The organism is Campylobacter concisus (assembly GCF_002913045.1).
GTDB lineage: Bacteria > Campylobacterota > Campylobacteria > Campylobacterales > Campylobacteraceae > Campylobacter_A > Campylobacter_A concisus_AP.
The window spans coordinates 472,916-497,278 of the sequence record NZ_PPAF01000035.1; the positions used below are offsets into that span (position 1 = coordinate 472,916).

Below are 24,363 nucleotides of genomic sequence, written 5' to 3' on the forward strand. Positions count from 1 at the left end.
ATAGCCACTTTGAAATTTATCTCAAGTCGCTTTTATCTCTCTTTGGTTTTGTAAGAGTTATTAGCACTATGACGACAAAAGCGATGCCAAATGTGATATACAAAATGATCTTTGGCGTGTCATACTCTATCCTAGATCTCGCGACCTCTTCGCCGCTTGCCTCCACTAGCTCGCCGCGCTTTATCATCTCGCTGATATCTTTTGCGCTAAGCTCTTTAGACGCTCTTGTTAAATTTTCTATGACGCTAGGACTCGCCACCTCATAAACGCTATGCTTTATGCCATAAAATGGCTTTATCTTGCTAAAAAAATAGTGCTTATCTCCATTTGCATAAACTGCGCCATATTCGCCATCTTTTACCAACCCCACCTCACGCCAAGATGAGCTTGGGGCAAATTTATATAAAGAGACTGTTTGCGCCTCTAAGTGTCTGCCATGCTTTGAGCGCCGCCACTCTTCGCCTTGCTGTAAGAAATACGCTGAGCTCTCATCTACAAAAACGTCAGCATAGAGCCTTTTTAGCTCGCCTTTTAGCTGGTAGTCTGAAATTTTAGCCTGTTCGTTTTTACTGCCATCCCAAAAGTAAATTCCATCTTTGCTGGCAAAAAGAGGCCAAAACGAGTGCACATTATCCACGCTATAAATAGCGCTATAAGGCATATTTTGAGCGTTAAATTTATGCTCATTTGCAAACGCCGCCCCACTTTTTGGCTCAAAAAGATATTCTATATCATGCTTTGGGTCATAGCAAATCCGGCGCGTCTCATCTGAGTAGCTTGCATCAAGCCTATAAAAGCCTAAAAATAGGCTTTTACCATCTGTGTAATATCCGCTAGGAGCGCCATTTTCTGTCGTGATGTATCTTAGCTCGCTAGGCTGCGCGTCAAGCTTTTCGCCCTTGTAGTAAAGCGTGTCGCCGTCTCTTGCAAAGCCAGCGTCAAAGATAGGCTCTAAATTTGTGCTTTCAACCCTTTTTGTCCTGTAAAAATAAGGGCTATCATCGTAGCTTTTTATAAAAACGTGAACAAGGTTTTTCATAATAACGCCAAATTCGCTAAATCCCGCCTCTTTCTCGCTTCTAGTGGCGCAATAATAGCTTATCTTGCCATCACTTATATAGCCATTGCCAAGCACTTTGGCACTTTTTGGATCAAGACCAGGCAAAATTTCTCTAGCGCAATAGACATAATTTTTATCAGCCGCCACATTTGAGTAGTCGTATGCATGTTCTAGCTTTAAAACCCTAAAACTAGCCTCATCGACGCCTTTTAGCTCATACTTGCCGCTGCCTGAAATTTGAACGTAAATTTTACCATCTGGCGAGCGGTAAAACTCGCTATTGTCAATGTTTGCAAAGCTTCTTTGATACTCGCCCTCATGCCATAGATAAAGCATCGCCAAAACAAAAAATAGCGTCAAGATAACTAAAAAATAAATAAATCTAATAGTAATTTTTCTCATGATCTATAGTCATCTATCCTTTTTTTAAGCTCGCTTTTTTGCTTTTTGTTTTTAAAAATAGCGCCAACCACCGAGACTATAAATGCGATGGCTAAAAATATCCAGTAGGCATATTTTTGCGAGTAATCATCAAAGTCGCTTACTGCATCTATCACCACCTCGCCCTCAGCTGGCACCATAGCGCCTTGATCTACCATTTTTACTATCTCATCAAGTTTTAAATTCTCAACATTTGGGCCATAAGGACGAGTGAGAATTTCAACCACGCCAAGGTCATTTATATCATAAACACTGCTGTTAAAATGCCAGCCGTAGCCGACGTTATCAAAATAATAAGTCTTATCGCCGTTTGCATAGACCGCTCCGTAGCCATCGTTTCTTACAAAGCCGATCTTTCGCCACTGCTCTTTTGTATCGAGCCTTACGATAGACGTGTGGCGTGAGCTTAGGCTGTGGTTATTTTTTGTGTTGTGCCAAATTTCATAGGTTTTTAAAAAATATGTCTTGCCATCACTTATCACCACGTCGCCATATAGCGGCGTTATCTCGCCTTTAAATGGATCATCGCCGTCCCTTACAAACTCGCCCTCATCTATACTGTTATACCACTGCCACTTTCGCTCCCAGTGATAGATCCCGCCTTTGCCGCGAAAAAGAGCGTGATAGGAGTGCTCATCTTTTAGGTTAAAAAGTGGCTCGTATGGGGCAAATTTGGGGTCAAATTCATGATCATTTGCATAGACCATGCCAGAATTTGGCTCATAAAGATAGTGAATGCGCCATATCTCGCCGATATCACGTATTTGCGGGCTAAATTTGATCCCTAGCTTTGTGCTGTCATAATAGACATTTTCCCCATCAGTCGTAAAATGCACGCTCTTTCTGCCAGATATCTGCTCTATATAACGCATCTTACTGGCATTTGCGCCCTCTAGCTCTTTGCCCTCATGATAGACCTTTACTCCATCGCTTGCATAGCCAAAGCCCAAGATCGCTGCTAAATTTGCGTTATCAACCTGCCTAAATTTATAGATATGAGTTTGCGCTTTTGGGGTGTTAAACATTTTGTGCGAGAAGATGTCCCAAAACTCTTTAAGTGCGGAAATTTCGAGGTTTGTCTCGCTTACGCTATCGCAAAAATATGTAATCTTGCCGTCACCAAAATAGCCATTGCCAAGCGCTCTAACGCCATTTGGATCAAGCCCACTCATCACGAGGTTACCGCAATATACAGCCTCATCGCTAGCGCCAACGTTTCTGTTGTCGTATTTGCCGGTGTCAATGTATCTAAATTTACTGGCCCTCACGCCTATTAGCTCAAATTTACCGCCGCTTGGTACCATGGCATAGACCTTGTCATATTCGGTGGTATAAAACACACTGCCTCTTATATCTTTAAATTTTTCTCTATCTTCATCTATATAGCCAGTGGAAATAAACATAAATATATAAATACCAAGCAAGATAAAAGCAAAAAGTAGCACTATGACAATTATTGGGTATTTTTTTATCATTTTAAACCTGCAAATGACTTCATCTTGTGATACTTTATCTTCCCTACTCCAGTGCCTCGGCGATCTCAAGCACTTCAAAGTACTCATTTTCTAGGCACTCAAGCTCAGTTTTTGCCTTTTCAAGTTCTTCATAAAGCTTAGTTAGCCCCACTTCTTGATAAATTTTTGGATCGCTTAAACCTTCATTTAGCTCAGAAATTTTTGCTTCAAGGGCCGAAATTTTATCTGGATATGTATTTAAAATTTGCGTTTGTTTGTAGCTTAGCTTTATGCCGGTTTTGCTCTTTTGCTTGGCTTCATTTTGGTTATTTGCAAGCTCTTTTTCAAATTTATCAAGCTCTTTTAGCTCATCTTCAAGCTCCAAATAGACGCTATACTCTTCATACAAGACATTTATCTTTGTGCCCTCAAACGCCCAAAGCTTATTTGCCATCTTATCGACGAAGTACCTATCGTGGCTAACAAGTAAGATCGCCCCCTCAAAGCTTTGCAAATAATCCTCTAAAATGTTAATAGTTGCGATATCAAGGTCGTTTGTTGGCTCGTCGAGCACCAGCACGTCGTAGGTTTTTATAAAAAGAAGTGCAAGTGCCACGCGGTTTTTTTCACCGCCACTTAAAACACCTATCTTTTTATCTAAAAATTCTTTTGGGAAAAGGAAATTTTTAAGATAGCCATAAACGTGCATATTTCGCCCACGAACTAGCACGTGGTCGCCACCGTTTGGGCAAAATGTCTCGATCAGGCTCTTATCGTCATCAAGGACATTTCTAGCCTGATCAAAATAGCCGATACTCACCTCGCCTCTTTTTATCTCGCCGCTACTTGGTTTTTCAAGTCCTAGCAAAATTTTAAGTAGCGTGCTTTTGCCGCTACCATTTCGCCCGACTATGGCGATCCTCTCGCCTTGCAAAACTCTTGCGTCAAATTTTTCAAAAAGCACCTTACCATCTATGCTTTTGCTTAAATTTTTAAACTCAAAGAGCATTTTTTTGCGGTTTTGGCTCTGCGTTTGGTTGAAATTTTTACTCGCACGCTCAAGTTCTAGCCTCACGCGCCTTATCACACCTGGATTTTTCTTAGCCTCCTCGCGCATAGCGAGCACCCGCTCTTTTCTACCCTCGTTTCGCTTTAGCCTAGCTTTCACGCCTCTTCTTAGCCACTCCTCTTCAGCCTTTAGCTGTTTTAGTAGCGTCTCATGCGACTTTGCAAGGCTTGCTAAAATTTCCTCTTTTTTGGTTAGATAGTTTGCATATCCACCCTCGAAATTTTTTAAGCTTGCATCCTCAACCTCAACACACCTGGTTGCCAGTGCATCGATAAAATACCTATCGTGGCTTATAAAAACTATGCTTTGATTTGAGCCCTTTAGCATATCTTCAAGAAATTTGACCATGTAAACATCAAGGTGGTTTGTCGGCTCGTCAAGTAGCAGCACATCTGGCTTTTTAAGGATGAGCGCACCCAGTGCCACGCGTCTGATCTCGCCGCCACTAAGCGAGCAAATGGGCCTATTTTCATACTCTTTTAGCTTAAATTCTTGCAAAATTCGCTCGATCTTATGCTCGATATTCCAGCCATCCTTTGCCTCTATAAATTTTAAAAGTCTCTCTTGCTCTTTTAAAATTTCTTTGTTCTCTGGGTCATTTGCTAGTAAAACACCGCTCTTTTCATATTCGCTTATCGCATCAAATATCTCTTTTAGCTCGTTATTTAGCGCCTGCCTTACGGTAAAAGTTGCGTTAAAATTTGGAGTTTGAGCTAGCATCTCGACGCTTATTAGGCTTTGCACTATGCGTCTGCCACTATCAGCTGCCACCTCGCCAGAGATGATCTTCATAAGCGTGCTTTTACCGCTGCCATTTTTGCCAATGATCGCTATCTTTTCATTTTCATTTACACTAAAATTTACAGCGTTTAAAATCTCATTTGCGCCAAATTTTTTACTTACGTCTATCAGGTCGATTAATGCCATTTTTCTCTCATTTTTTAAATTTCTTGCGATTATATCAAAAGGGAGCTAAAACCTAATTTTGGCTATAATCGCCAAAATTTTAAAATAATTAAGGAAAATTTAATGAACTTATCTATGAGAAAACTCGTAGTTCCGATATTTTTGGATATGTTTTTACACTTCATTACGCTCATCATCAACACCTACATGGTGACAAAAGTGAGTGTGCATCTAGTTGGTGCCATGGGTGCTGGCAATCAAGTGATGGATCTTTTTATGACCATTTTTAACTTCCTAAGCATTGGCTGTTCAGTCGTCGTCGCCCAAGCGCTGGGAGCTAAAAAGAACGATCTTGCTTCAAACGTCATACACGCAAGTATCACGTCAAATACGCTCTTTGGTATCTTCTCGGCTATCGTCATCTACGTCTTTGGCTACAACATCTTAAATTTACTAAACGTGCCAAAAGAGCTTATAAATGATAGCTTCTCATATCTTCACATCCTTGGCTTTGCCCTACTTTTTGATGGTATCGGCATGGTGCTAGCTGCGGTGCTTCGCGTATATAATCTAGCAACTGCTGTTATGCTAACTTCGGTTTTAATGAACGTAATTACGATTTTAGGCAATGCTATCTCCCTTTTTGGCTGGTTTAATCTGCCAAATTTAGGCCTACAAGGAGTCGCTATCTCGACACTTGTTGGCAGACTAGTAGGCATTTTTGTGCTAGCTTATATGCTAAGTCAAAAGGCAAAAGTTAAAATTTACTTTAAAAAGCTACTTGTCGTGCCATTTGAAATTTTAAAGAAAATCCTCTCAATCGGCCTTCCAAGCGCAGGCGAAAATTTACTCTGGATGGCGCAATACATGGTCGCTTTTGGCTTTGTGGCAAGCATGGGCGAGGCTAGCCTTAGCGTGCAGACCATTTACTTTCAGATCACGCTTCTTATCTTGCTTTGTGGAGCGAGCATTAGCGTGGCAAACGAGGTCATTGTAGGACATTTAGTTGGAGCAAGCGAGTTTAACGAGGCCTACACAAGGACATTTAGAGCGCTAAGACTTGGAGTTTTTATAACGCTTGTAGTCGTGCTTATAGCTTATGCGCTAAAGCATCAAATCATGAACGCACTAAATTTAAACGAAAATTTACGTGCGATCATGTTGCCACTTTTTACACTTTCGATATTTCTTGAAGCGGGCAGAACCTTTAACATTGTCATCGTAAATGCCCTTCGTGCAAGCGGTGATGCAAAATTTCCACTAGCAACTGGGCTTATCTTTATGTGGGGGCTTTCACTGCCACTTGGATATTTTTTAGGCATCTATCTTGGTTGGGGGATTATCGGCGTTTGGATAGGGTTTTGTGCTGATGAATGGCTAAGAGGCCTTGCAAATACGTGGCGTTGGAGAAGTAAAAAATGGCAAGAAAAACGCCTAGTTTAAAGCAAAAGAGCATAATTTTAGACTTTTATGGGCTAAGCGTTTTAATAAATTTTAAAACAAATGTAAAATCCATGCGTCTAAGAGTTGGCAAGGACGCTAAGATCACGCTTTCTATGCCATTTTACAGCACGCAAAAGATGGCTCTTAGCTTTCTTGAGATGCATAAAATTTGGCTCGAAAATACTTACAAAAAAGCCATTGCAAATTTACCAAAAGATGATGAGATGAAATTTCTTGGACAAATTTATAAGATAAAATTTGATGAAAATTTTAAAGAGCCATTTTTTGATGGCGAGATTGTCTTTACTCCAAATTTAAAAGGTCTTGAGCGTTTTAAAAAAGTAAGGGCAAAAGAGCTATTTTTAGAGCTTGTAAGCCATTTTCAGCCTTTTATAAATAAGCCAATCAAGCGCATCGTCATACGAAACAGCAAAACTCGCTGGGGTAGTTGCAACCACAAAAAAGGCTATATAAACCTAAGCCTAAGACTCATAGAAAAGCCGCTCTCAGCCGTGCACTACGTCGTTCTTCACGAGCTAACACACCTACTCTATCCGCATCATCAAAAAAGTTTTTACGATTTTATAGAAAAAATCATGCCTGATTATAAAAAACAAGAGCAAATTTTAAAAGCGTAATTATTTTTCATCAAGTAAGTGTAAAAATTAATATGCTAAAATTGCATGTTAATTCACAAAAAAGGGAATTTCAATGAAAAAAATGATTTTTATCTCAATATTAGCTGCTTGTGCTTTTGCAGGTAACTTTGAAGATGGCCTAAAGGCATATGGGAGCTCGAATTTCAAAGAAGCTTTGGCTAAATTTGAAGCAGGATGTTTGGCAAATGATGTAAAATCTTGCGTAAAAGTTGGAGCGATTTACCAACTAGGAAAAACAGCTCTACCTAATCCAAACAAGGCCTTAGAGTACTATAATAAAGCTTGCGAAGCTGGTGAGGTTAAAGGTTGCTCGGCAGCTGGTGGACTTTATCTAAATACTGAGCCACAAAAAGCAAGAGAACTTTTCAATAAAGCTTGTGATAAGAATGATGGATATTCTTGCGAGATGGTAGGTTCTATCTTGATAGAGGCTAAAGAATTTAAAAAAGCTTATGAATTTTTAGTAAAAGGCTGCGAATTAGGCGATAAGATGTCTTGCGAATTTGCAGGCGATCTAAGACGCTCAAAACAACTATAATTTTTAGGCTTACGAGCCTAAAAATTTCTTAAAACAAAAAATCCAAAAAAAACACACTTATTTTAAATAGAAATTACTCAAAGTATAAAGGTAGTCTAAAAATTTATATTAGAAATTTAGGCAAGAGTGCTCTTGCCTAAGATTAAATTATTTTTATTTGATCAAGTGGTTTATCTTTAATACCCCATTGAGTCATAAAAACAAATCCATAAAGTACAGCAGCTACGATATAAGCAGTGTATTCGTTTGGTATAAGATTAAATTTCACACATATATTTGGTACAAGAGCTAGTGGCACAACAGGGATCAAAAGAATACGCTCCCAAATTCTAAGCTTTGTGACATAGTAGCCTTGAAGTAAGCTTGAAAATGCAAACATTCCCACGATCGCCATACCAAAGACAAGTAAAATTTCAAGCGGATTACTCATCCAAACTATTCCTTTTGAATCAAGCGGATCGCCCTCATTTACGCTTTCTATCAGCATAAGTTTGTTGTTAAAGAAAAAGGCAAATGGCAAGATCGCCGTTCTTAGATCATAAAAGAATCCTTGAACGCCAACGGTTATAGGATTTGCTTTAGCAATGCCAGCTGCTGCATAAGCTGCGATACCAACTGGTGGCGTATCATCAGCTAAAATTCCAAAGTAAAAGACAAAAAGATGCACAGCAATGGCTGGGATTAAAAAGCCATTTTTGTGCGCTAAAAATAAAATAACAGGTGCCACAAGGCTTGAAACTACGATGTAGTTTGCTGTCGTTGGAAGACCCATTCCTAGTATAAGTGACATCATCGCAGTAAGAAGCAATATCATAACTATATTATCACCAGCAAGTAACTCAACTAAATCTGAAAGTACTTGGCCAAGGCCAGTTAAAGAGATAGAGCCCACGATGATACCTGCAAGTGCGGTTGCTATAGCGATCGTTGTCATACTTTTTGCGGCTGCAACCATCGCCCAAAATATATCTTCAAAGCCTATTAACACATCATTTATTCCAACTTTTTCGCCACTTGCTAGTTTTTTAACTGGCTCTTGAAAGATCATTATTAAAAATAAAAATCCAATCGCATTAAACGCCGCAGCGATGGCTGATTCTTTTGCGATTAATAGTGTATAAAGTAAAATCAAAATCGGAGTTATATAGTGAAGGCCACTTACAAAAATTTTAAATCTTGAGTGAAACTCGCTTTGATTTATACCTTTTAAGCCAAGCTTGACGCTCTCTAAATGAACGATAAAAAATAGCGACAAATAGCAAGCAAACGCTGGGATAATCGCTGCCATCATGACATTTGTATATGTCATGCCCAAAAACTCAGCGATGATAAAAGCAGCCGCACCCATGATAGGAGGCATGAGCTGTCCATTTACACCAGCTGCAACCTCGATAGCTCCAGCTTTTGTGCGAGAAAGACCAGCTTTTTTCATAAGCGGTATGGTAAATGTGCCAACGGTTACAACATTTGCTGTGGAGCTTCCTGAAACCATGCCTGTTAGACCACTTGCGATGACTGAAGCCTTAGCCGGGCCACCTCTATATTTGCCAAGAAGAGAGAAAGCTAAATTTATGAAATATTGCCCAGCACCTGCCCTCTCAAGCAATGAGCCAAAGAGAACAAAAAGATAGATAAAACTAACGCTAACTCCGATAGGTACACCAAATATACCCTCAGTCGTCAAAAACATATGGCCTGCGATCTTTTCAAAGCTGGCACCCTGATGAGCGATAATGTCTGGCATATAAGGACCAAAGTGATCATATATCAAAAATAATATACAAATAATTGGAAGTGCTGGCCCCATGACACGCCTGCCAGCCTCAAGCAAGACAATGATCGCCAAAAATGATATGACGATATCTTGCGTGATGTAGTCCCCTGTCCTATCAGCTAGTTCATAAAAATAAACCGCTGGATAAAGTACGGCAACAACGCCTACCACACAAAAGACCAGATCGTAAAATGGCAAACTAGAATGTGCCTTTTTATGAAAAGTGACTGGATAAAGCAAAAATACAAGCCCAACCGCAAAGGCTAAGTGTATTGAGCGCGAAATATTTGTATTAAGCGGAAAATAAGCTATATAAAGCTGAAAAACTGACCAAGAAAAGCATACAATCGCAATAAAATAGTTATAAAAATTGCTATTTATCTCCCTTGTTTTTACTTCGACAAATTGTTCTTCGTTGTCTTTGACTTCGTTCATCTCTCTCCTTTAAAATTTAAATATATAAATTTAAAAGAATTTGTATATTTAAATTTTATCCAGAGGCAAAAGCCTCTGGAAATAGATTATTTTAAAATACCAGCCTCTTTAAATGCAGCCTCTGCAGCTGGGTGAAGCGGAGCTGAAAGACCTTGAACAAGATCTTCTTTGTTTACTGATTTTAGCGCTGGGTGAAGAGTTTTATACTCATCAAAGTTGTCTAAAATAGCTTTTATCACAGCTTTTACAGCCTCATCTTTTGTATCTTTATTAGTTACCAAAACAGCTTTTACGCCGATAGTATTTACATCGTGATCTACGCCATCATATGAGCCTTTTGGGATCACGCCTTTTGCAAAGTATGGCTTGTCCGCAAGAAGCTTGTCAATCTCGCTACCTTCGATATTTAAGATATCAATAGGCAAAGATGTCGCAGCGTCAGTGATGTTTGCGGTTGGGTGGCCGACAACAAAGCTATATCCGTCTATCTTTTTATCTTTTAGTGCGTGTGGGCATTCACCAACTGTTAAAACACCGCGATATCCTAGTTTTGAAACGTCAAAGCCCTTTGCTTTGAAGACTTCAAGCGTGCTTACTTCGTTACCGCTGCCTGGGTTTCCAACGTTATACTTTTTGCCTGCAAATGAAGCAAGATCGCTTGTTAGACCGCTATCTTTTGCCACAACAAATGCAAGAAGTTCTGGATAGATGGCAACTACTGATCGTAAATTTTCATCTTTTGCTCCGTCAAATTTGCCAGTGCCGTTATATTTATCATAAACGACATCACTTTGAACAAAGCCAAATGTAAGCTCTTTTTTGAGGACGTTATTCACGTTATAGACTGAGCCGCCAGTTGATTGAACTGAGCATTTTACATTAGTATTTTTGTTTGCTAAACGGCAAATCGCTCCACCTATCGGATAATAAGTGCCTGTCATGCCGCCAGTACCAATACTGATAAATTCTTTTGCTGAAAGAGTTGTTGCTAAAAGCAAGCCAGCAAGTGCCAAAGAAGTAGTTTTCATCTAAGATCCTTTCAAGAAATTTAAGGCTATTTTATTCTATAAATTTAGCTTTTTACCTTATTTGATATGATATTTTCATGCCGTTTTAGTAAAGTTGCAACCATTCTACACAATCAAGACTTAAAAAAATATTTTCTTAAGACTAAATTTATATTTATTTATTAGTCAAAATAAATTTGATAAACCAGCTATTTAAATATCATTTTTTATTGTATAATCCACCGCAGTTCTAAGTTTTAGAAAAACTGTTGCAAATTTACAACTAATCAATAGCTTTTATAAATGTTAATAACAATCAAAAATTTATTTATGGAGGAATTTATGAAAAAATCACTTATGTTGGCCGCTTCAATGCTGCTTTTATCTCTAAATTTCGCTTCTGGTGCGGACGAAAAAACACAAGTTAGCTTTAGTGGCTCATCTACTCTAGCTCCAGTCATCGCTAAAATTTCAACCGACTTTATCGAAAAGTACGAGACTTGGGATAAAGTAGATAGCGCATTGCCAAACAAAAATATCACCATCTTTGTCTCAGCTGGTGGCTCTGGTGCTGGCGTGAAAGCCGTGCTTGATCATGTCGCTGACTTTGGCATGCTAGCTCGCGACGTAAAAGATAGTGAAAAAGCAAAGATCAAAGATATGAAAGCCTATACGCTTGGCATAGATGCACTTTGCGTGGCTGTAAACCCAGAAAATGAGGTGATAAAGCTAAAGGGCGGAAATTTGAGTAAAGATGAGATTATCAAAATTTTCTCAGGCGAGTACAAAAAGTGGAGCGACCTTGACAAATCCCTACCAAATGACGAAATTGTCGTAGTTACAAGAGATCTAGGTGGCGGCGCTCACGAGGTATTTCAAAAAAAGATAATGAAAGATGTAAAAGTTAGTAAAAATGTCATCCAATCACCTTCAATGGGCGCATTGGTCTCTAAAATCATCGAAAATAAAAATGCTATTGGCTACGCATCTTTTGGTATCACAAATCAAAACAAAGGCAAGCTAATACCGCTAAACGTTGACGGCGTCGAGCCAACTGTTAAAAATATAGTTGATGGTAAATACTACATCTCTCGTCCGCTCATCATCGTAAAAAGTGGCGATCTAAGCAAGAGTGAGCAAATTTTTGTTGACGTGCTAAATTCAGCCGAAGGTCAAAAGACTATCGAAAAAATGGGATTTATACCAGTAAAATAGTCTAATGACAGGGCAAATTTTTAAAGGCGCGATATATCTTTTTACACTTTTATCCGCCATGCTTTTGCTTTTACTCGTGGGGTTTTTACTGCTAAATTCCACGAGTTTTTTTACAGAAGTAAGCCTCTTTGACTTCTTGCTAAATGGCGACTGGGACGTTAGCACAGAGCCTTTTAGCTTTGGACTCTTTAATATCCTGGTCGCAAATTTCGTAGTTGCGTTTTTAGCTTGCATATTTTCATTTTTTATCTCACTTGGCGTTACTATATTTATATGCTTTTTTACGAGCGCCTGGCTTAAACACGTGCTAGACTGGATGATACGGATACTAGCTGGCATACCCTCTATCATCTATGGATTTTTCGCGCTTTACACGGTTGTAAAAATTATAGAGTCAGGGCTAAAAATGTCTGCTGGCGAGTCAGTTTTGGCAGCTAGCCTCATCCTTAGCGTCATGATACTGCCCTTTTTTACCTCGCACTTGCTCCAAAGTGTTGATCTGCTAAAGCAAAATTTCAAAACAAACTCAGACGCACTTGGCGTAAGCACGGGATATTTTATAAGAAAAGTCATTTTTAGAAAATCCATAAAAGCTAGCATTTCAGGCTTTATACTAGCATTTTCAAGAGCAGCTGGCGAGACGATGGCTGTGATGATGGTCATAGGCAACACCCCGCTTTTTCCGCACCTACTCTCAAAAGCTCAGACCATACCATCTCTAATAGCCCTTGAAATGGGTATGAGCGAGGCTGGCAGCTTGCACTATCACGCCCTTATTGCAAGCGGATTTATCCTGCTTGTTTTTATATTTTTGCTAAATATTTTTATCTTTAAATTTGAGAAAAACAATGAATGCTTTTAAAGATTTTATAGTCAAATTTTACGCCTATCTTTGCGTATTTATAGTGGTTGCGGTGATATTTTGGATATTTTATTTCATCTTTGCAAATGGCATCTCTCAGATAAATTTAGACTTTCTAGCTAAAAATCCACAAGGTTTAAATTTAGGTGAGAGTGGCGGCATAAGAGACGCTATCATAGGCTCATTTTTACTGATGATACTATCTATGATATTTTCTGCGCTCCTTGGCGTTAGCTGCGCCATTTATAGGCAAATTTACTGCACTTCTAGTACGATAAAGCTTGGGCTTAAATTTATCATCCAAACGATGGCCTCCATACCCTCTATCTTGCTTGGGATGTTTGTTTATGGGCTTTTTATCGTTAGTCTTGATATCCCTAAAAGCCTACTAACAGCTAGCATTACGCTTGCTTTGATGGTCTTTCCGTTTGTTGAAGTAAGCGTTGAAAAGGTAATCTCGCAGATCGATGAAAAGATGTTAAGAGATAGCTTCGCGCTTGGCGTTGATAAAAATTTCATGGCCAGAAAGCTTGTTTTGCCAACTATTAGAAAAAATATTATATCGATCTTGATACTAGCTGGCAGCTACGCCGTAGGGGCAACTGCGCCACTACTTTTAACAGGGGTCGTCTTCATGGCAAAGGCCGAGGGCCTGCTCTCACCAGTTATGGCACTGCCTTTTCACCTGCACATGCTCCTAAGCCAGTCAGTCGCAACGCAAAATGCCTACGCCACGGCACTCGTGCTCATTTTTATATTGATCATTTTGCACCTGCTTTCAGCCGTAGTTTTATTTGATATAGGAGAGAAAATTGCCAGATATTTTAAACATAAAAGATCTTAGTATTTTTTATCAAGATAATGAAATTTTAAAAGATCTAAATTTAAACGTCGCCGAAAACGAGATCATCTGCCTAATGGGCAGCTCAGGATGTGGTAAATCAACATTTATTTCGGCACTAAATGGCTTTTTAGAGCAAAAAGGCGGCAGATATAGCGGAGAGATACTATTTAAAGGTGAAAATATCAAAAACAAGGGCGAAATTTGGCTAAGACGAAAACTAGCCATACTCTTTCAAGACGCCACGCTCTTTCCTTTTAGTGTAGAAAGAAATTTGACCTATGCGATGGAATTTTATGAAGGCAGCATAAAAGATAAGCAAAAAAGGGTAGAAGAGCTACTTAAAAGTGTAAATTTGCTAGATGAGATAAGTGACTTAGATATGCCAGCTAGCAAGCTCTCTGGCGGTCAAAAGCAAAGACTTTGCATCGCAAGGATGCTAACTACAAAACCTGAAGTGCTCATGCTTGATGAGCCTTGCTCATCGCTTGATATGAAAAATGTCTTGATCGTAGAAGATCTTTTAAAAAGCTTGTCGCAAAGATACACCATCATCATCACCACGCACAATGAAGAGCAGGCAAAAAGGCTTGACGGCAGGATAGTCCGCATAGTAGATAAGAAATTTACATTTTAAAAGAGCTAGAATTTCTAGCTCTAAATTTAGTCTATAAATCTTTTTGTGATATTTGCGTAGGCATCGATCCTGCGATCTCTTAAAAATGGCCAGATTCTGCGCACTTCTTCGCTTCTTTTCATGTCTATTTCAACGATCTTGCAAAGCTCATCTGTGCTATTTGCACGGAAAAGCTGCTCGCCTTGTGGCCCAAAAACAAAGCTATTTCCCCAAAATTTTATCCCATCCATCACGCCGCTATCATCTTTTTCAAAGCCCACACGATTTACCGCAACAACCGGCAGGCCATTTGCCACGCTGTGGCCTCTTTGCACCGCCACCCACGCTTCAAGCTGTCTTGACTTTTCATCATCACTATCGATCTCAAACCAGCCAATAGCCGTTGGGTAGATGAGAATTTTTGCTCCTTTTAGCGCCATCAGCCTAGCTGCTTCTGGATACCACTGATCCCAACACACCAAAACGCCAAGCTTACCAAGGCTGGTTTCAATTGGCTCAAAGCCAATGTCGCCAGGCGTAAAGTAAAATTTCTCATAAAATCCAGGGTCATCAGGGATATGCATTTTTCGGTATTTGCCAGCCACACTGCCGTCACGCTCGAAGACAAAGGCGGTGTTGTGATAAAGTCCGTCAGCCCTCTTTTCAAAGAGCGAAGTGACCAAAACCACGCCATTTTCTTTTGCCACCCTGCCCCAAAAAGCGACATCCTCTTGCCAGTCGTTTGCATGATCAAAGAAATTTGTATCCTCGCTTTGGCAAAAGTACTGCGTCTGGTGCAGCTCTTGGCAGACGACTAGATCAACGCCACCTTTTTTTGCCTCAGCTATTAGCTCAAGTGTCTTTGCGATAGTCGCCTCTTTTGTCCCTTTAAATTCTTGTTGAAGTAGTGCTACTTTCATCTCATTTCCCTTCTTTGTCGTTATATGGATCTAAATGCGTGGTTATCTGCCAAGAATAATCCCTAAATTTCTCTCTTATCTCAGCTTCAAGCGAGTCGGCCACCTCGTGCGCATCGTAAAGCGAGATATCTTTGTCAAAAACTAAATGCAGCGTTAAAAATATGGTATTTGCGCTCTGTCTTGTGTTTAAGTAGTGAAAGTCTGAAATTCTCTGCTTTGCCTTTATCATTTTGATGATCTCATCTGTGACTTCAGGGCTTGCTGCGTGATCTAGCAAGATGCCAAAGGCGTCTTTACCTAAATTTATAGCGCTTTGAGCGATGTAGCCGCTTATCACGATACCAAAGATCGCATCTATCATCACAAATCCGCTAAATTTAATGATAAGTAGCGAGATGATGACTGCTAGGTTACTAAAAAGGTCGATCTTATAGTGTAGTGCGTCTGCTTTTATGATAAGGTTTCCGCTTTTTTTAGAAATTTGGCTTAAAAATAGCACCAAAGATAGCGTCACTACGACTGAAAATATCATCACACCAAGGCTTAAGCCAAGGTCTATCTCTAAATTTGGCTTGCTAAATTTCTTAATGCTCTCATAAAAGATAAAGCCCGCCGCTAGCACGATTATGATGCACTCAAATAGCGCTGCCAAGGCCTCTAGCTTTGTGTAGCCAAAGTTAAATCTCTCATCGGCTTGCTTTCTTGACTTTCTAAGCGCAAATAAATTTAAAAGCGAAACTATAAAATCAAGCATCGAGTCTATCGCCGAGCCAAGCACAGCGACCGAGCCACTAAAAAGCCCAGCTGTAAATTTCACAAGTGCGAGCAAAAAGGCGCAAGCTCCAGCTGCGATAACAGCCTTATTTTCACCCTGCGTGCACTCCTGCTTATTTATACGGTTAAACTCATAATCAAACGGACTTGACAAGACTAAGACCTTTTGTATCTATTTTGGCTTGAGCAGTGAAGCGAGCCATTTTGACGGACAAAAACTAGTGAATTTACACCGATGATCTTTCTGTCTGGCAGTGCCTGAGCTAGTAAATTTAGCACCTTTTCATCGTTTTCGTCGTTATATGTTGGCACGATTAGCGCGCCATTTATAAAGATGAAGTTTGCATAGGTGCAGCCAAGCCTTTTGCCCTCATAAAATTTAGGCTTAGGAAGTGGTAGAGCAAGTAGCTTAAAGCCAGTTTTTTTAAGCTCATCTTCCATCTTTTTAAGCTCATCAAAGTGCTCATCGCTCTCGTCATCGCAAGCTGCGTAAGCTATCGTATCAGGCGTGATAAAACGCGCTAAAGTGTCGATGTGACTATCTGTGTCATCGCCTCTTATAAAGCCACTTTCAAGCCATATTATACGCTTTAGACCAAATAAATTTTTAAGCTTTTCTTCTATCTGCTCTTTACTAAGTGCTTTGTTTCTATTTTCATTTAGCAGGCATTTTGAGGTGGTTAAAAGCACGCCATCTCCGTTAAACTCGATACTGCCACCCTCTAGTATCATATCAACTGATTCAAGCTTAGTTTTATAAATTTTAGCTAGCTCTAAATTTATCGCATCATCTTTTGAGCTTTTAAATTTACCGCCCCAAGCGTTAAATTTAAAGTCGTAGCTCTTTACGCCATTTTCAGCACAAACGTCGATCATACCGTAGTCTCTGATCCAAGTATCGTCAGTCTCAAGTTTAACAAACTCAACATTTTTAAATTTCTTAAACCTAGAAAAATTTGCCTCATCAGGGCAGATGAGCACCACCTTCTCATAGGGCGTAATAGCAGCCACAAGCTCCTCATAGCTCGCCAAAATCTCCTCTAAATAGGGCTCCCAGTCGCTCTTACTGTGTGGCAATGATAAAAACAAAAGCTCCTGCTCTTCCCACTCTGCGTAAGCTCTCACGCTCTCTCCTTATAAATTTTATAAATTCCATAAATCGTAATGAATATCCAAAAGACCTCTATCAAAAATGAACCGAGGTTAAAGTGCACAAAAAGCGAGATGATGAGTAGTATAGTGCCTACTAAATTTATTATCTGATAGGCTAGATCGCGGCTATTTAGGCGGCCGATCTGAAGTAAAAAGTAGCCCATCACGATGCAAATCATCCCTAAAAAGCCAATGATCTGAAAAAGATCGATCAAAATTTATCCTTTTTGCAAGCTTAAAATTAAGTTGCGATAATACCTAATTAGTTTTAAATTTATGATTATTAGGATAAAATACATCCATTTTTCAGATTGGATTAATATTTATGGATTTTGAGTTTATTGAGAAATTTTACCCACTTTTTGTAAAGGCCGGGTTGCTTACGATTGAGATCGCCTTTTTAGGGATCATTTTTTCTATTTTGATCGGTATTTTTTGTATGGCTGTAAAATTTTACAAGCTAAAATTTCTATCAAAAGTGATTGATTGCTACGTTGAGCTTTCAAGAAACACGCCGCTTCTTATCCAGCTCTTCTTTTTATACTACGGCTTGCCAAAGCTTGGAGTGTCGATGAGTGGCTTTACCTGTGCGGTCGCGGGACTTAGCTTTCTTGGCGGCAGCTACATGAGCGAGAGTTTTAGGCTTGGCTTTGAGGCGGTTAGAAAGTCGCAGATAGAAGCAGGTCTTAGTATCGCACTTAGCAAAAATCAGCTCCTAAGATATGTCATCTTGCCACAAGCCTTTAGCGTGGCATTGCCAAGTATCAGCGCAAACGTCATATTTTTACTAAAAGAGACAAGCATCGTTAGCATAGTAGCTCTTGCTGATCTAGTCTATGTCGCAAAGGATCTCATCGGACTTTACTACAAGACAGATGAGGCACTTTTTATGCTGGTTATTAGCTATCTTGTCATCATCTTGCCAGTCTCGCTGGCGCTTAGCTACGTCGAAAAAAGGGTGAGAAATGCAAGGAGTTAGTATTTTATTTGACACGCAAAATTTACTAAGACTCTTTGAAGGTCTAGTCGTTAGCACAGAAATTTCATTTATCTCTATTTTTATCTCTATAATCGGTGGCTTAGTGCTTGGCGTGCTTATGAGCATGAAAAACAAATTTATCTATTTTATTTTAAAAATTTGCCTAGAAATCGTTCGCATAATGCCTCAGATCGTTTGGCTATTTTTATTTTATTTTGGTGTCAGCAAGGCGTTTGATATCCACATTTCAGCATTTACAGCCTCACTCATCGTCTTTAGCTTGTGGGGAATTTTTGAAATGATGGACATCGTGCGTGGCGCAATAACATCAATACCAAAACATCAATTTGAATCAGCGGCATCACTTGGGCTTAGTAAATTTCAAATTTACTCTCACGTCATCATCCCGCTTGCCACAAGAAGGCTAGTGCCTGGAGCAGTAAATTTACTAAGTCGTATGATAAAAACAACCTCTATCGTCGTTCTAATCGGCGTTGTAGAGGTGGTCAAAGTCGGCCAGCAGATCATCGAGCGAAATGTATTTACAAATCCTATGGCGCCATTTTGGATATACACGCTCATATTCTTTTTATATTTTGCGATCTGCTATCCAGTCTCAAAATTATCAAAAAAACTAGAAGAAAAATGGAGCTAAAATGAGCGAAAATATATTAGAACTTAAAAAAATAAACAAATTTTATGGAGAGCTTCACGCCTTAAAGGATATAAATTTAGAGGTAAAAAGCGGTGAAGTAGTCGTGCTTCTTGGCCCATCAGGCTGTGGCAAAAGCACAACTCTTAGGTGCATAAACGGCCTTGAGAGTATCGCAAGCGGTGAGATAATAATCGATGGTGAAGTGATTGATGCTAAATTTAATGATTGGCAAAGGATCCGCCAAAAAGTCGGCATGGTCTTTCAAAGCTACGAGCTCTTTGATCATATGAACGTCATAGACAACGTCCTTCTTGGGCCTTTAAAGGTGCAAAAAAGAGATAGGGCCGAGGCTGAAAAGACCGCTGATATGTGGTTAAGCAAGGTTGGACTGCTTGATAAGAAATTTGCCTATCCAAAGGAGCTAAGTGGCGGTCAAAAGCAACGCATAGCAATAGTAAGAAGCCTTTGTTTAAACCCTGAGATCATGCTATTTGACGAGGTTACGGCTGCGCTTGATCCAGAGATCGTTAGAGAGGTGCTTGACGTGATACTAAATTTAGCCAAAGATGGCATGACGATGCTAATAGTCACCCACGAGATGAGCTTTGCAAGGGCGGTTGCAAACAAGATCGTATTTATGGACGCTGGGGCGATCGTGGAGATCAGCGAGCCAGAGGAATTTTTTACCAACCCAAAGAGCGATCGCGCGAAGAAATTTCTAAATTTATTCTCGTTTTAGAAAAAATAAGAGATAATTTGCCGTTTTTTCAAAATGCGTTTAGAGCGAAATTTTAACGCTCTTATTTATTTAACTTTTTTACAAGGAGAAAGAGTGAGAAAATTTAAATTTTTCTTATTAGCATTAATCGCTACCGTCTTTCTAACGGGTTGTGGTAATGACAAAGGTGCCGACACGGCAAAAGCTGCTTCAAACGAAGCTGATGCGATCGCAAAGATCAAAGAGCGCGGATATGTAAGAATTGGTGTTTTCAGCGACAAACCACCATTTGGCTATGTCGATAAAGACGGCAAAAATCAAGGCTATGATATTTACTTTGCAAAACGTATCGCAAAAGACCTACTAGGCGATGAGAGCAAGGTAAAATTTGAGCTAGTCGAGGCTGCTGGTAGAGTTGAAGTTTTAGTAGCTGATAAAGTAGATATCACGCTTGCAAATTTTACAAAAACACCTGAGCGTGCACAAGTTGTTGATTTTGCGCTTCCATACATGAAGGTTTCACTTGGCATCGTAAGCCCTGAAGGTGCAGTGATAAAAAGCATCGATGAGCTAAAAGACAAAACCCTAATCGTAAATAAGGGCACAACCGCTGACGCGTTTTTTACAAAAAATTATCCTGACATTAAGCTTGCAAAATACGACCAAAATACTGAAACATTTGCAGCTTTGGTTGATAAAAGAGGTGCCGCACTAGCGCATGATAACGCCCTACTTTTTGCCTGGGCGAAAGAGACTCCTGGCTTTGTTGTAGGCGTTGAAGCACTTGGTGATGTGGATGTGATAGCACCAGCTGTTAAAAAAGGTAACAAAGTTTTACTTGACTGGCTAAACAATGAGATCATTGAGCTTGGAAAAGAAAATTTCTTCCATAAAGACTATGATGCTACACTAAAACCGATCTATGGTGATAGTGTCAATCCAGAATCACTTGTCGTCGAAGGCGGCAAACTCTAAAAATTTAATGGCGTAAATTTTTACGCCATCTCTCTATCTTTTAAATTTAACGAATACACTTGTGAAGTTTTTTACCTGTAGGTTACACTGCATAAAATGCATGATAGACAGTATTATGTATCTAAGCAGCAAGCTAGTAGGCGAGCTCCTTGTAATAATGAGCTATTTTTAAAAAAGAATGCCAACAATAGATAGGCTACTTGTGGATTTAAATTGCATTATCCGCATGAACATTCAAAAAGGCTAAGGCGCATGTATTTTATAAATTTAAATTACAGATAGTATGTATGCAGAGGAAAAACCGCAAAAGCTAGACGAGAAAGATAAAACTTAGTTTTTGAACGTCTAAATAAAATTTTAAAAGCATTTTGGAGTAAATTTAGCCCAAAATGCTCATTGTAAGCTACATTAAGCTCTTTAGTAGATTTGTCACTTTTTGCTCGATCTCTTCTAGAAATTCCTTGCTCTTTGCTTCAAATCTAGTGACGATAACTGGCGTTGTATTTGACGCGCGCACCAGTGCCCAGCCATTTTCAAACTGAATCCTTATACCATCAATGTCGATGATATTTTTTATCTTTGGCAGGTCGCAACTCTCGTTTTTCACGCACTCTTTTAACTTGGTAACTATATTAAATTTAGCCTCGTCAGTTGTCTTTATCTTGATCTCATCGGTGCTAAAGACAAGTGGCATCTTATCAAGCTCACCGTCAAGGTCAAAGCCTTTGTGAACCAGCTCAAGCACCCTCATCATCGCATAAAGCGCATCATCAAAGCCAAAATATCGCTCTTTAAAGAAGATATGTCCGCTAACTTCTGCCGCTAGATCTACGTTTAGCTCTTTCATCATTTTTTTGATGTTGCTATGCCCAGTCTTGCCCATAAAAACTTCGCCTATTTTTGCGATCTCATCATACATATTTTGTGAGCATTTAACCTCACCAAGCACCTTTGGATGTTTCATATTTAGAGCATAAAGATAGGCTAGCTCATCGCCTTTTATATCTCTTTTTGGCGTTATAACCGCAATCCTATCGCCATCTCCGTCAAAGCCAAATCCAAGGTCAAACTCCTTCTTTTCGATGAGCGAAAATATCTCTTTTAAATTCTCTTTTTCACTTGGGTCTGGATGGTGATTTGGGAAATTTCCGTCTGGATCTTCATATAAAATTTTTGCATTTAGCCCAAGCGCTTTAACGATCGGCACCAAGCTCACGCCAACAGCGCCATTTGCACAGTCGATGATAAAAGGCTTTTTGAAATTTTTAAGCTCGCTAAATTCTTTTACAAAAAACTCGACATATTTTTCTAAGATGTTAAATTTCTCACAGCTCTCATCGTCTGCTATTTGCTCACCAGAGGCGATTATTTCGTTCACCTTATCTTTTAAAATTTGCAGATCTTTGCCAAAGAAACTATCTTTTTTAATGGTAATCTTAAAGCCGTTATAGTCTTTTGGATTGTGAGAGCCCGTGATCATGATGTTTGCGTCAAAGTAATCAGCATAAACGCTAAAGTAGCCAACAGGAGTTGGTAACAAACCGATACTATAAATTTTAAAGCCACCAGCCTTGTTTAGACCGCTTAGCAGATACCTAAAAAGTGTGCTAGCACTTAGTCTTGCGTCAAAACCAACGCTTAAAGTTTTCACGCCAAATTCGTTAAATTTCTTACCCAAAGCAAGCCCTATAGCCTTGACGCTGTCCTCTGTCAAGTCTTTTTCAAAAATGCCACGGATGTCGTATTCTCTAAAAATTTCATCATATTTCATTGTAAATTCTCCATAAAAGAAAGCAAAATGATACAAGAATAAATTTAAAAAGGAGTAAATAATTTTATAAATTTAGTGAGGTTAAAGTTTAAATATAAATTCGAGCTAGAAAAGGCTCTAGCTCGAAAAGGGCTGCTACATCATGCCGCCCATGCCGCCCATTCCGCCCATGTCAGGCATTGCAGGCATTGCTTTTTCTTCTTTTATCTCGCTAATAGTTGCCTCAGTTGTTAGTAGCAAGCTAGCCACACTAACAGCATTTTGAAGCGCAACTCTCTCAACTTTCACTGGATCGATGATACCGGCTTCAAACATATTTACATATTCGCCAGTTGCAGCATTAAAGCCAAAATTTGCATCTTTGCTTGTCTCAACTGCATTTGCCACAACGCCTGCGTCAAAGCCAGCGTTTTCAGCGATTTGACGAAGTGGAGCACGAAGCGCTCTTCTAACGATCTCAGCGCCGATTGCCTCATCACCTTGTAAATTTAAATTTACACTCTTTGAAGCAAGGATAAGAGCTGAACCACCACCTACTACGATGCCCTCTTCAACAGCTGCACGAGTAGCGCTTAGAGCATCATCAACGCGGTCTTTTTTCTCTTTCATCTCAGTTTCAGTCGCAGCACCTACTTTGATAACTGCCACGCCGCCGCTTAGTTTTGCAAGGCGCTCTTGAAGTTTTTCTTTGTCGTAGTCGCTTGTTGTTTCTGCGATTTGAGCTTTGATCTGAGTTATTCTAGCGTCTATTGCTGACTTCTCGCCTGCACCATTTACGATAGTTGTGTTATCTTTGTCGATAACTACGCTTGAAGCTTGTCCAAGGTCGTTTATGGTAGCGCTTTCAAGTGTTCTGCCTAGCTCTTCGCTGATAACTTCGCCACCTGTTAAAATAGCGATATCTTCAAGCATTGCTTTTCTTCTATCGCCAAAGCCAGGAGCTTTAACAGCCGAGATATTTAGCACACCGCGAAGTTTGTTTACAACAAGCGTTGCAAGTGCCTCGCCCTCGATATCTTCAGCGATTATTAAAAGTGGTTTGCCACTTTTTTGTACTTGCTCAAGCACTGGAAGCAAGTCTTTTAAATTTGTGATCTTCTTGTCAAATAGCAATATAAATGGATTGCTTAGCTCAACTTGCATCTTTTCAGGATTTGTGATGAAGTACGGGCTTAGATATCCGCGGTCAAATTGCATACCCTCAACAACGCTTAGCTCATCTTGGATAGATTTTGCCTCTTCTACTGTTATGACGCCATCTTTGCCGACTTTTTCCATCGCATCAGCGATAAGTTTGCCAATACTCTCGTCTGAGTTAGCAGAGATAGTAGCGATCTGAGCGATCTCTTTTGAGCCAGATACTTTTTTAGAGATATTTTTTAGTGCGTCTATAAGAGCTGCTACTTCTTTATCCATGCCGCGTTTTACTTCGATAGGATTTGCGCCAGCAGTTACGTTTCTAAGGCCCTCTTTAAATATCGCGTGAGCTAGTACAGTAGCTGTTGTCGTGCCGTCACCTGCTTGGTCATTTGTCTTACTTGCCACTTCTCTAACTAAACTTGCACCCATGTTTTCGATAGTATCTTTTAGCTCAACTTCTTTAGCCACACTAACGCCGTCTTTTGTGATGTTTGGCGCGCCAAAGCTCTTTTGGATAAGGACATTTCTGCCTCTTGGTCCCATTGTCACTTTTACAGCGTCATTTAGTTTTTTTACGCCCTCGTATAGGCGGTTTCTTGCATCATCAGAGTAAAAAATTTCTTTTGCCATTGTTTTTCCTTTTTTAATTATTTAATCACGCCCAAAACATCATCAATGTTTAAAACAAGATATGTTTTATCATCTAAATTTATCTCAGTGCCACCGTATTTTGCAAATACAACTTTATCACCAACTTTTATGCCCTCTACTTCAGCCCCGACTGCTTTTACCTCGCCGCTTAAAGGTTTTTCTTTTGCGTTATCAGGTATAATAATGCCCGAAGCTGTGGTCTTTGTCTCCTCTACGCGTTCGACTAGAACACGCTTGCCTAATGGTTGAAAGTTCATTGTTCATCCTTTTGGTTTAATTGTCTTTTTTAGCACTCTTTATTTTTGAGT

Annotated in this window: 23 protein-coding genes; 11 read left to right on the top strand and 12 right to left on the bottom strand. The window is 39.6% G+C overall.

The features are described 5' to 3' along the window. Positions 1-16: 16 nt before the first annotated feature. Genes CYP43_RS06335 through abc-f form a run of 3 tightly spaced genes read right to left on the bottom strand, consistent with a single transcriptional unit; the run spans position 17 to position 4,951 of the window. Positions 17-1,420 carry a DKNYY domain-containing protein gene (locus tag CYP43_RS06335; protein WP_258032170.1) on the bottom strand — a complete coding sequence of 468 codons (1,404 nt, stop codon included), beginning with the start codon at positions 1,418-1,420 and terminating at the stop codon, positions 17-19. A gap of 38 nt (positions 1,421-1,458) precedes the next feature. After that, on the bottom strand, positions 1,459-2,976 hold the full coding sequence (locus tag CYP43_RS06340; protein WP_103582914.1) for a DKNYY domain-containing protein: 1,518 nt from the start codon (positions 2,974-2,976) through the stop codon (positions 1,459-1,461). Between the two features lie 43 nt (positions 2,977-3,019). Beyond that, entirely contained in the window at positions 3,020-4,951 is a 1,932-nt protein-coding gene (abc-f, locus tag CYP43_RS06345; protein WP_103582915.1) for a ribosomal protection-like ABC-F family protein, read from the bottom strand. A gap of 102 nt (positions 4,952-5,053) precedes the next feature. Between abc-f and CYP43_RS06350 the strand changes: the two genes are divergently transcribed. From CYP43_RS06350 to CYP43_RS06360, 3 genes are all read left to right on the top strand, one after another. Beyond that, positions 5,054-6,373: an MATE family efflux transporter gene (locus CYP43_RS06350; RefSeq protein ID WP_103582916.1), complete on the top strand. Its 1,320-nt coding sequence runs from the start codon at positions 5,054-5,056 to the stop codon at positions 6,371-6,373. Next, the gene (locus tag CYP43_RS06355) at positions 6,349-7,011 is read left to right on the top strand and encodes a M48 family metallopeptidase (protein ID WP_103582917.1); all 663 of its coding nucleotides are present in this window, start codon (positions 6,349-6,351) and stop codon (positions 7,009-7,011) included. Before CYP43_RS06350 ends, CYP43_RS06355 begins: the two co-directional genes overlap by 25 nt. Before the next feature lie 73 nt (positions 7,012-7,084). Then, positions 7,085-7,570 (top strand): tetratricopeptide repeat protein, encoded by a 486-nt coding sequence (locus CYP43_RS06360; RefSeq protein ID WP_103582918.1) that lies wholly within the window; start codon positions 7,085-7,087, stop codon positions 7,568-7,570. A 142-nt stretch (positions 7,571-7,712) separates the two neighbouring features. Here the strand turns inward: CYP43_RS06360 and CYP43_RS06365 are convergent, their stop codons facing one another. Beyond that, entirely contained in the window at positions 7,713-9,779 is a 2,067-nt protein-coding gene (locus CYP43_RS06365; protein WP_103582919.1) for a TRAP transporter permease, read from the bottom strand. Between the two features lie 86 nt (positions 9,780-9,865). Beyond that, positions 9,866-10,807: a TAXI family TRAP transporter solute-binding subunit gene (locus tag CYP43_RS06370; RefSeq protein WP_103582920.1), complete on the bottom strand. Its 942-nt coding sequence runs from the start codon at positions 10,805-10,807 to the stop codon at positions 9,866-9,868. Between the two features lie 321 nt (positions 10,808-11,128). Between CYP43_RS06370 and CYP43_RS06375 the strand changes: the two genes are divergently transcribed. Genes CYP43_RS06375 through CYP43_RS06390 form a run of 4 tightly spaced genes read left to right on the top strand, consistent with a single transcriptional unit; the run spans position 11,129 to position 14,341 of the window. Beyond that, positions 11,129-12,001, top strand: a complete 873-nt coding sequence (locus tag CYP43_RS06375; RefSeq protein ID WP_103582921.1) for a phosphate ABC transporter substrate-binding protein — start codon at positions 11,129-11,131, stop codon at positions 11,999-12,001. Between the two features lie 4 nt (positions 12,002-12,005). Beyond that, the gene (gene pstC / locus CYP43_RS06380; RefSeq protein ID WP_103582922.1) at positions 12,006-12,863 is read left to right on the top strand and encodes a phosphate ABC transporter permease subunit PstC; all 858 of its coding nucleotides are present in this window, start codon (positions 12,006-12,008) and stop codon (positions 12,861-12,863) included. After that, positions 12,838-13,707, top strand: coding sequence for a PstA family ABC transporter permease (locus tag CYP43_RS06385; RefSeq protein ID WP_219808134.1), 870 nt, complete (start codon positions 12,838-12,840; stop codon positions 13,705-13,707). The genes pstC and CYP43_RS06385 overlap by 26 nt, the downstream gene beginning before the upstream one ends. Next, the gene (locus CYP43_RS06390) at positions 13,676-14,341 is read left to right on the top strand and encodes a phosphate ABC transporter ATP-binding protein (RefSeq protein ID WP_103582924.1); all 666 of its coding nucleotides are present in this window, start codon (positions 13,676-13,678) and stop codon (positions 14,339-14,341) included. The genes CYP43_RS06385 and CYP43_RS06390 overlap by 32 nt, the downstream gene beginning before the upstream one ends. Before the next feature lie 26 nt (positions 14,342-14,367). On the opposite strand, the gene CYP43_RS06395 is transcribed toward CYP43_RS06390, so the two are convergent. Genes CYP43_RS06395 through CYP43_RS06410 form a run of 4 tightly spaced genes read right to left on the bottom strand, consistent with a single transcriptional unit; the run spans position 14,368 to position 17,381 of the window. Continuing rightward, positions 14,368-15,240 (bottom strand): carbon-nitrogen hydrolase, encoded by an 873-nt coding sequence (locus CYP43_RS06395; protein ID WP_103582925.1) that lies wholly within the window; start codon positions 15,238-15,240, stop codon positions 14,368-14,370. 1 nt (position 15,241) lies between these two features. Further along, on the bottom strand, positions 15,242-16,168 hold the full coding sequence (locus CYP43_RS06400) for a cation diffusion facilitator family transporter (RefSeq protein ID WP_103582926.1): 927 nt from the start codon (positions 16,166-16,168) through the stop codon (positions 15,242-15,244). A 2-nt stretch (positions 16,169-16,170) separates the two neighbouring features. Further along, the gene (locus CYP43_RS06405; RefSeq protein WP_103582927.1) at positions 16,171-17,139 is read right to left on the bottom strand and encodes an agmatine deiminase family protein; all 969 of its coding nucleotides are present in this window, start codon (positions 17,137-17,139) and stop codon (positions 16,171-16,173) included. Then, positions 17,136-17,381, bottom strand: coding sequence for a CBU_0592 family membrane protein (locus tag CYP43_RS06410; protein WP_103582928.1), 246 nt, complete (start codon positions 17,379-17,381; stop codon positions 17,136-17,138). The genes CYP43_RS06405 and CYP43_RS06410 overlap by 4 nt, the downstream gene beginning before the upstream one ends. A 110-nt stretch (positions 17,382-17,491) precedes the next feature. On the opposite strand from CYP43_RS06410, the gene CYP43_RS06415 reads away from it, so the two are divergent. The 4 genes from CYP43_RS06415 to CYP43_RS06430 all read left to right on the top strand — a co-directional run bounded on the left by CYP43_RS06415 (position 17,492) and on the right by CYP43_RS06430 (position 20,493). Further along, positions 17,492-18,145 carry an amino acid ABC transporter permease gene (locus CYP43_RS06415; protein ID WP_103582929.1) on the top strand — a complete coding sequence of 218 codons (654 nt, stop codon included), beginning with the start codon at positions 17,492-17,494 and terminating at the stop codon, positions 18,143-18,145. Further along, positions 18,132-18,800 carry an amino acid ABC transporter permease gene (locus CYP43_RS06420; protein WP_103559226.1) on the top strand — a complete coding sequence of 223 codons (669 nt, stop codon included), beginning with the start codon at positions 18,132-18,134 and terminating at the stop codon, positions 18,798-18,800. Before CYP43_RS06415 ends, CYP43_RS06420 begins: the two co-directional genes overlap by 14 nt. Position 18,801: 1 nt before the next feature. Further along, entirely contained in the window at positions 18,802-19,539 is a 738-nt protein-coding gene (locus CYP43_RS06425; RefSeq protein ID WP_021091230.1) for an amino acid ABC transporter ATP-binding protein, read from the top strand. A gap of 93 nt (positions 19,540-19,632) precedes the next feature. Beyond that, positions 19,633-20,493, top strand: a complete 861-nt coding sequence (locus tag CYP43_RS06430) for a cysteine ABC transporter substrate-binding protein (RefSeq protein WP_021091264.1) — start codon at positions 19,633-19,635, stop codon at positions 20,491-20,493. A gap of 403 nt (positions 20,494-20,896) precedes the next feature. Here the strand turns inward: CYP43_RS06430 and CYP43_RS06435 are convergent, their stop codons facing one another. The 3 genes from CYP43_RS06435 to groES form a co-directional block, all read right to left on the bottom strand. Next, complete coding sequence (locus CYP43_RS06435) at positions 20,897-22,264, bottom strand: phosphomannomutase/phosphoglucomutase (protein WP_103582930.1); 1,368 nt, start codon at positions 22,262-22,264, stop codon at positions 20,897-20,899. 135 nt (positions 22,265-22,399) lie between these two features. Next, positions 22,400-24,034 carry a chaperonin GroEL gene (gene groL, locus CYP43_RS06440; RefSeq protein WP_002940160.1) on the bottom strand — a complete coding sequence of 545 codons (1,635 nt, stop codon included), beginning with the start codon at positions 24,032-24,034 and terminating at the stop codon, positions 22,400-22,402. A gap of 17 nt (positions 24,035-24,051) precedes the next feature. Then, on the bottom strand, positions 24,052-24,312 hold the full coding sequence (gene groES, locus CYP43_RS06445; RefSeq protein ID WP_103582931.1) for a co-chaperone GroES: 261 nt from the start codon (positions 24,310-24,312) through the stop codon (positions 24,052-24,054). Positions 24,313-24,363 lie beyond the last annotated feature (51 nt).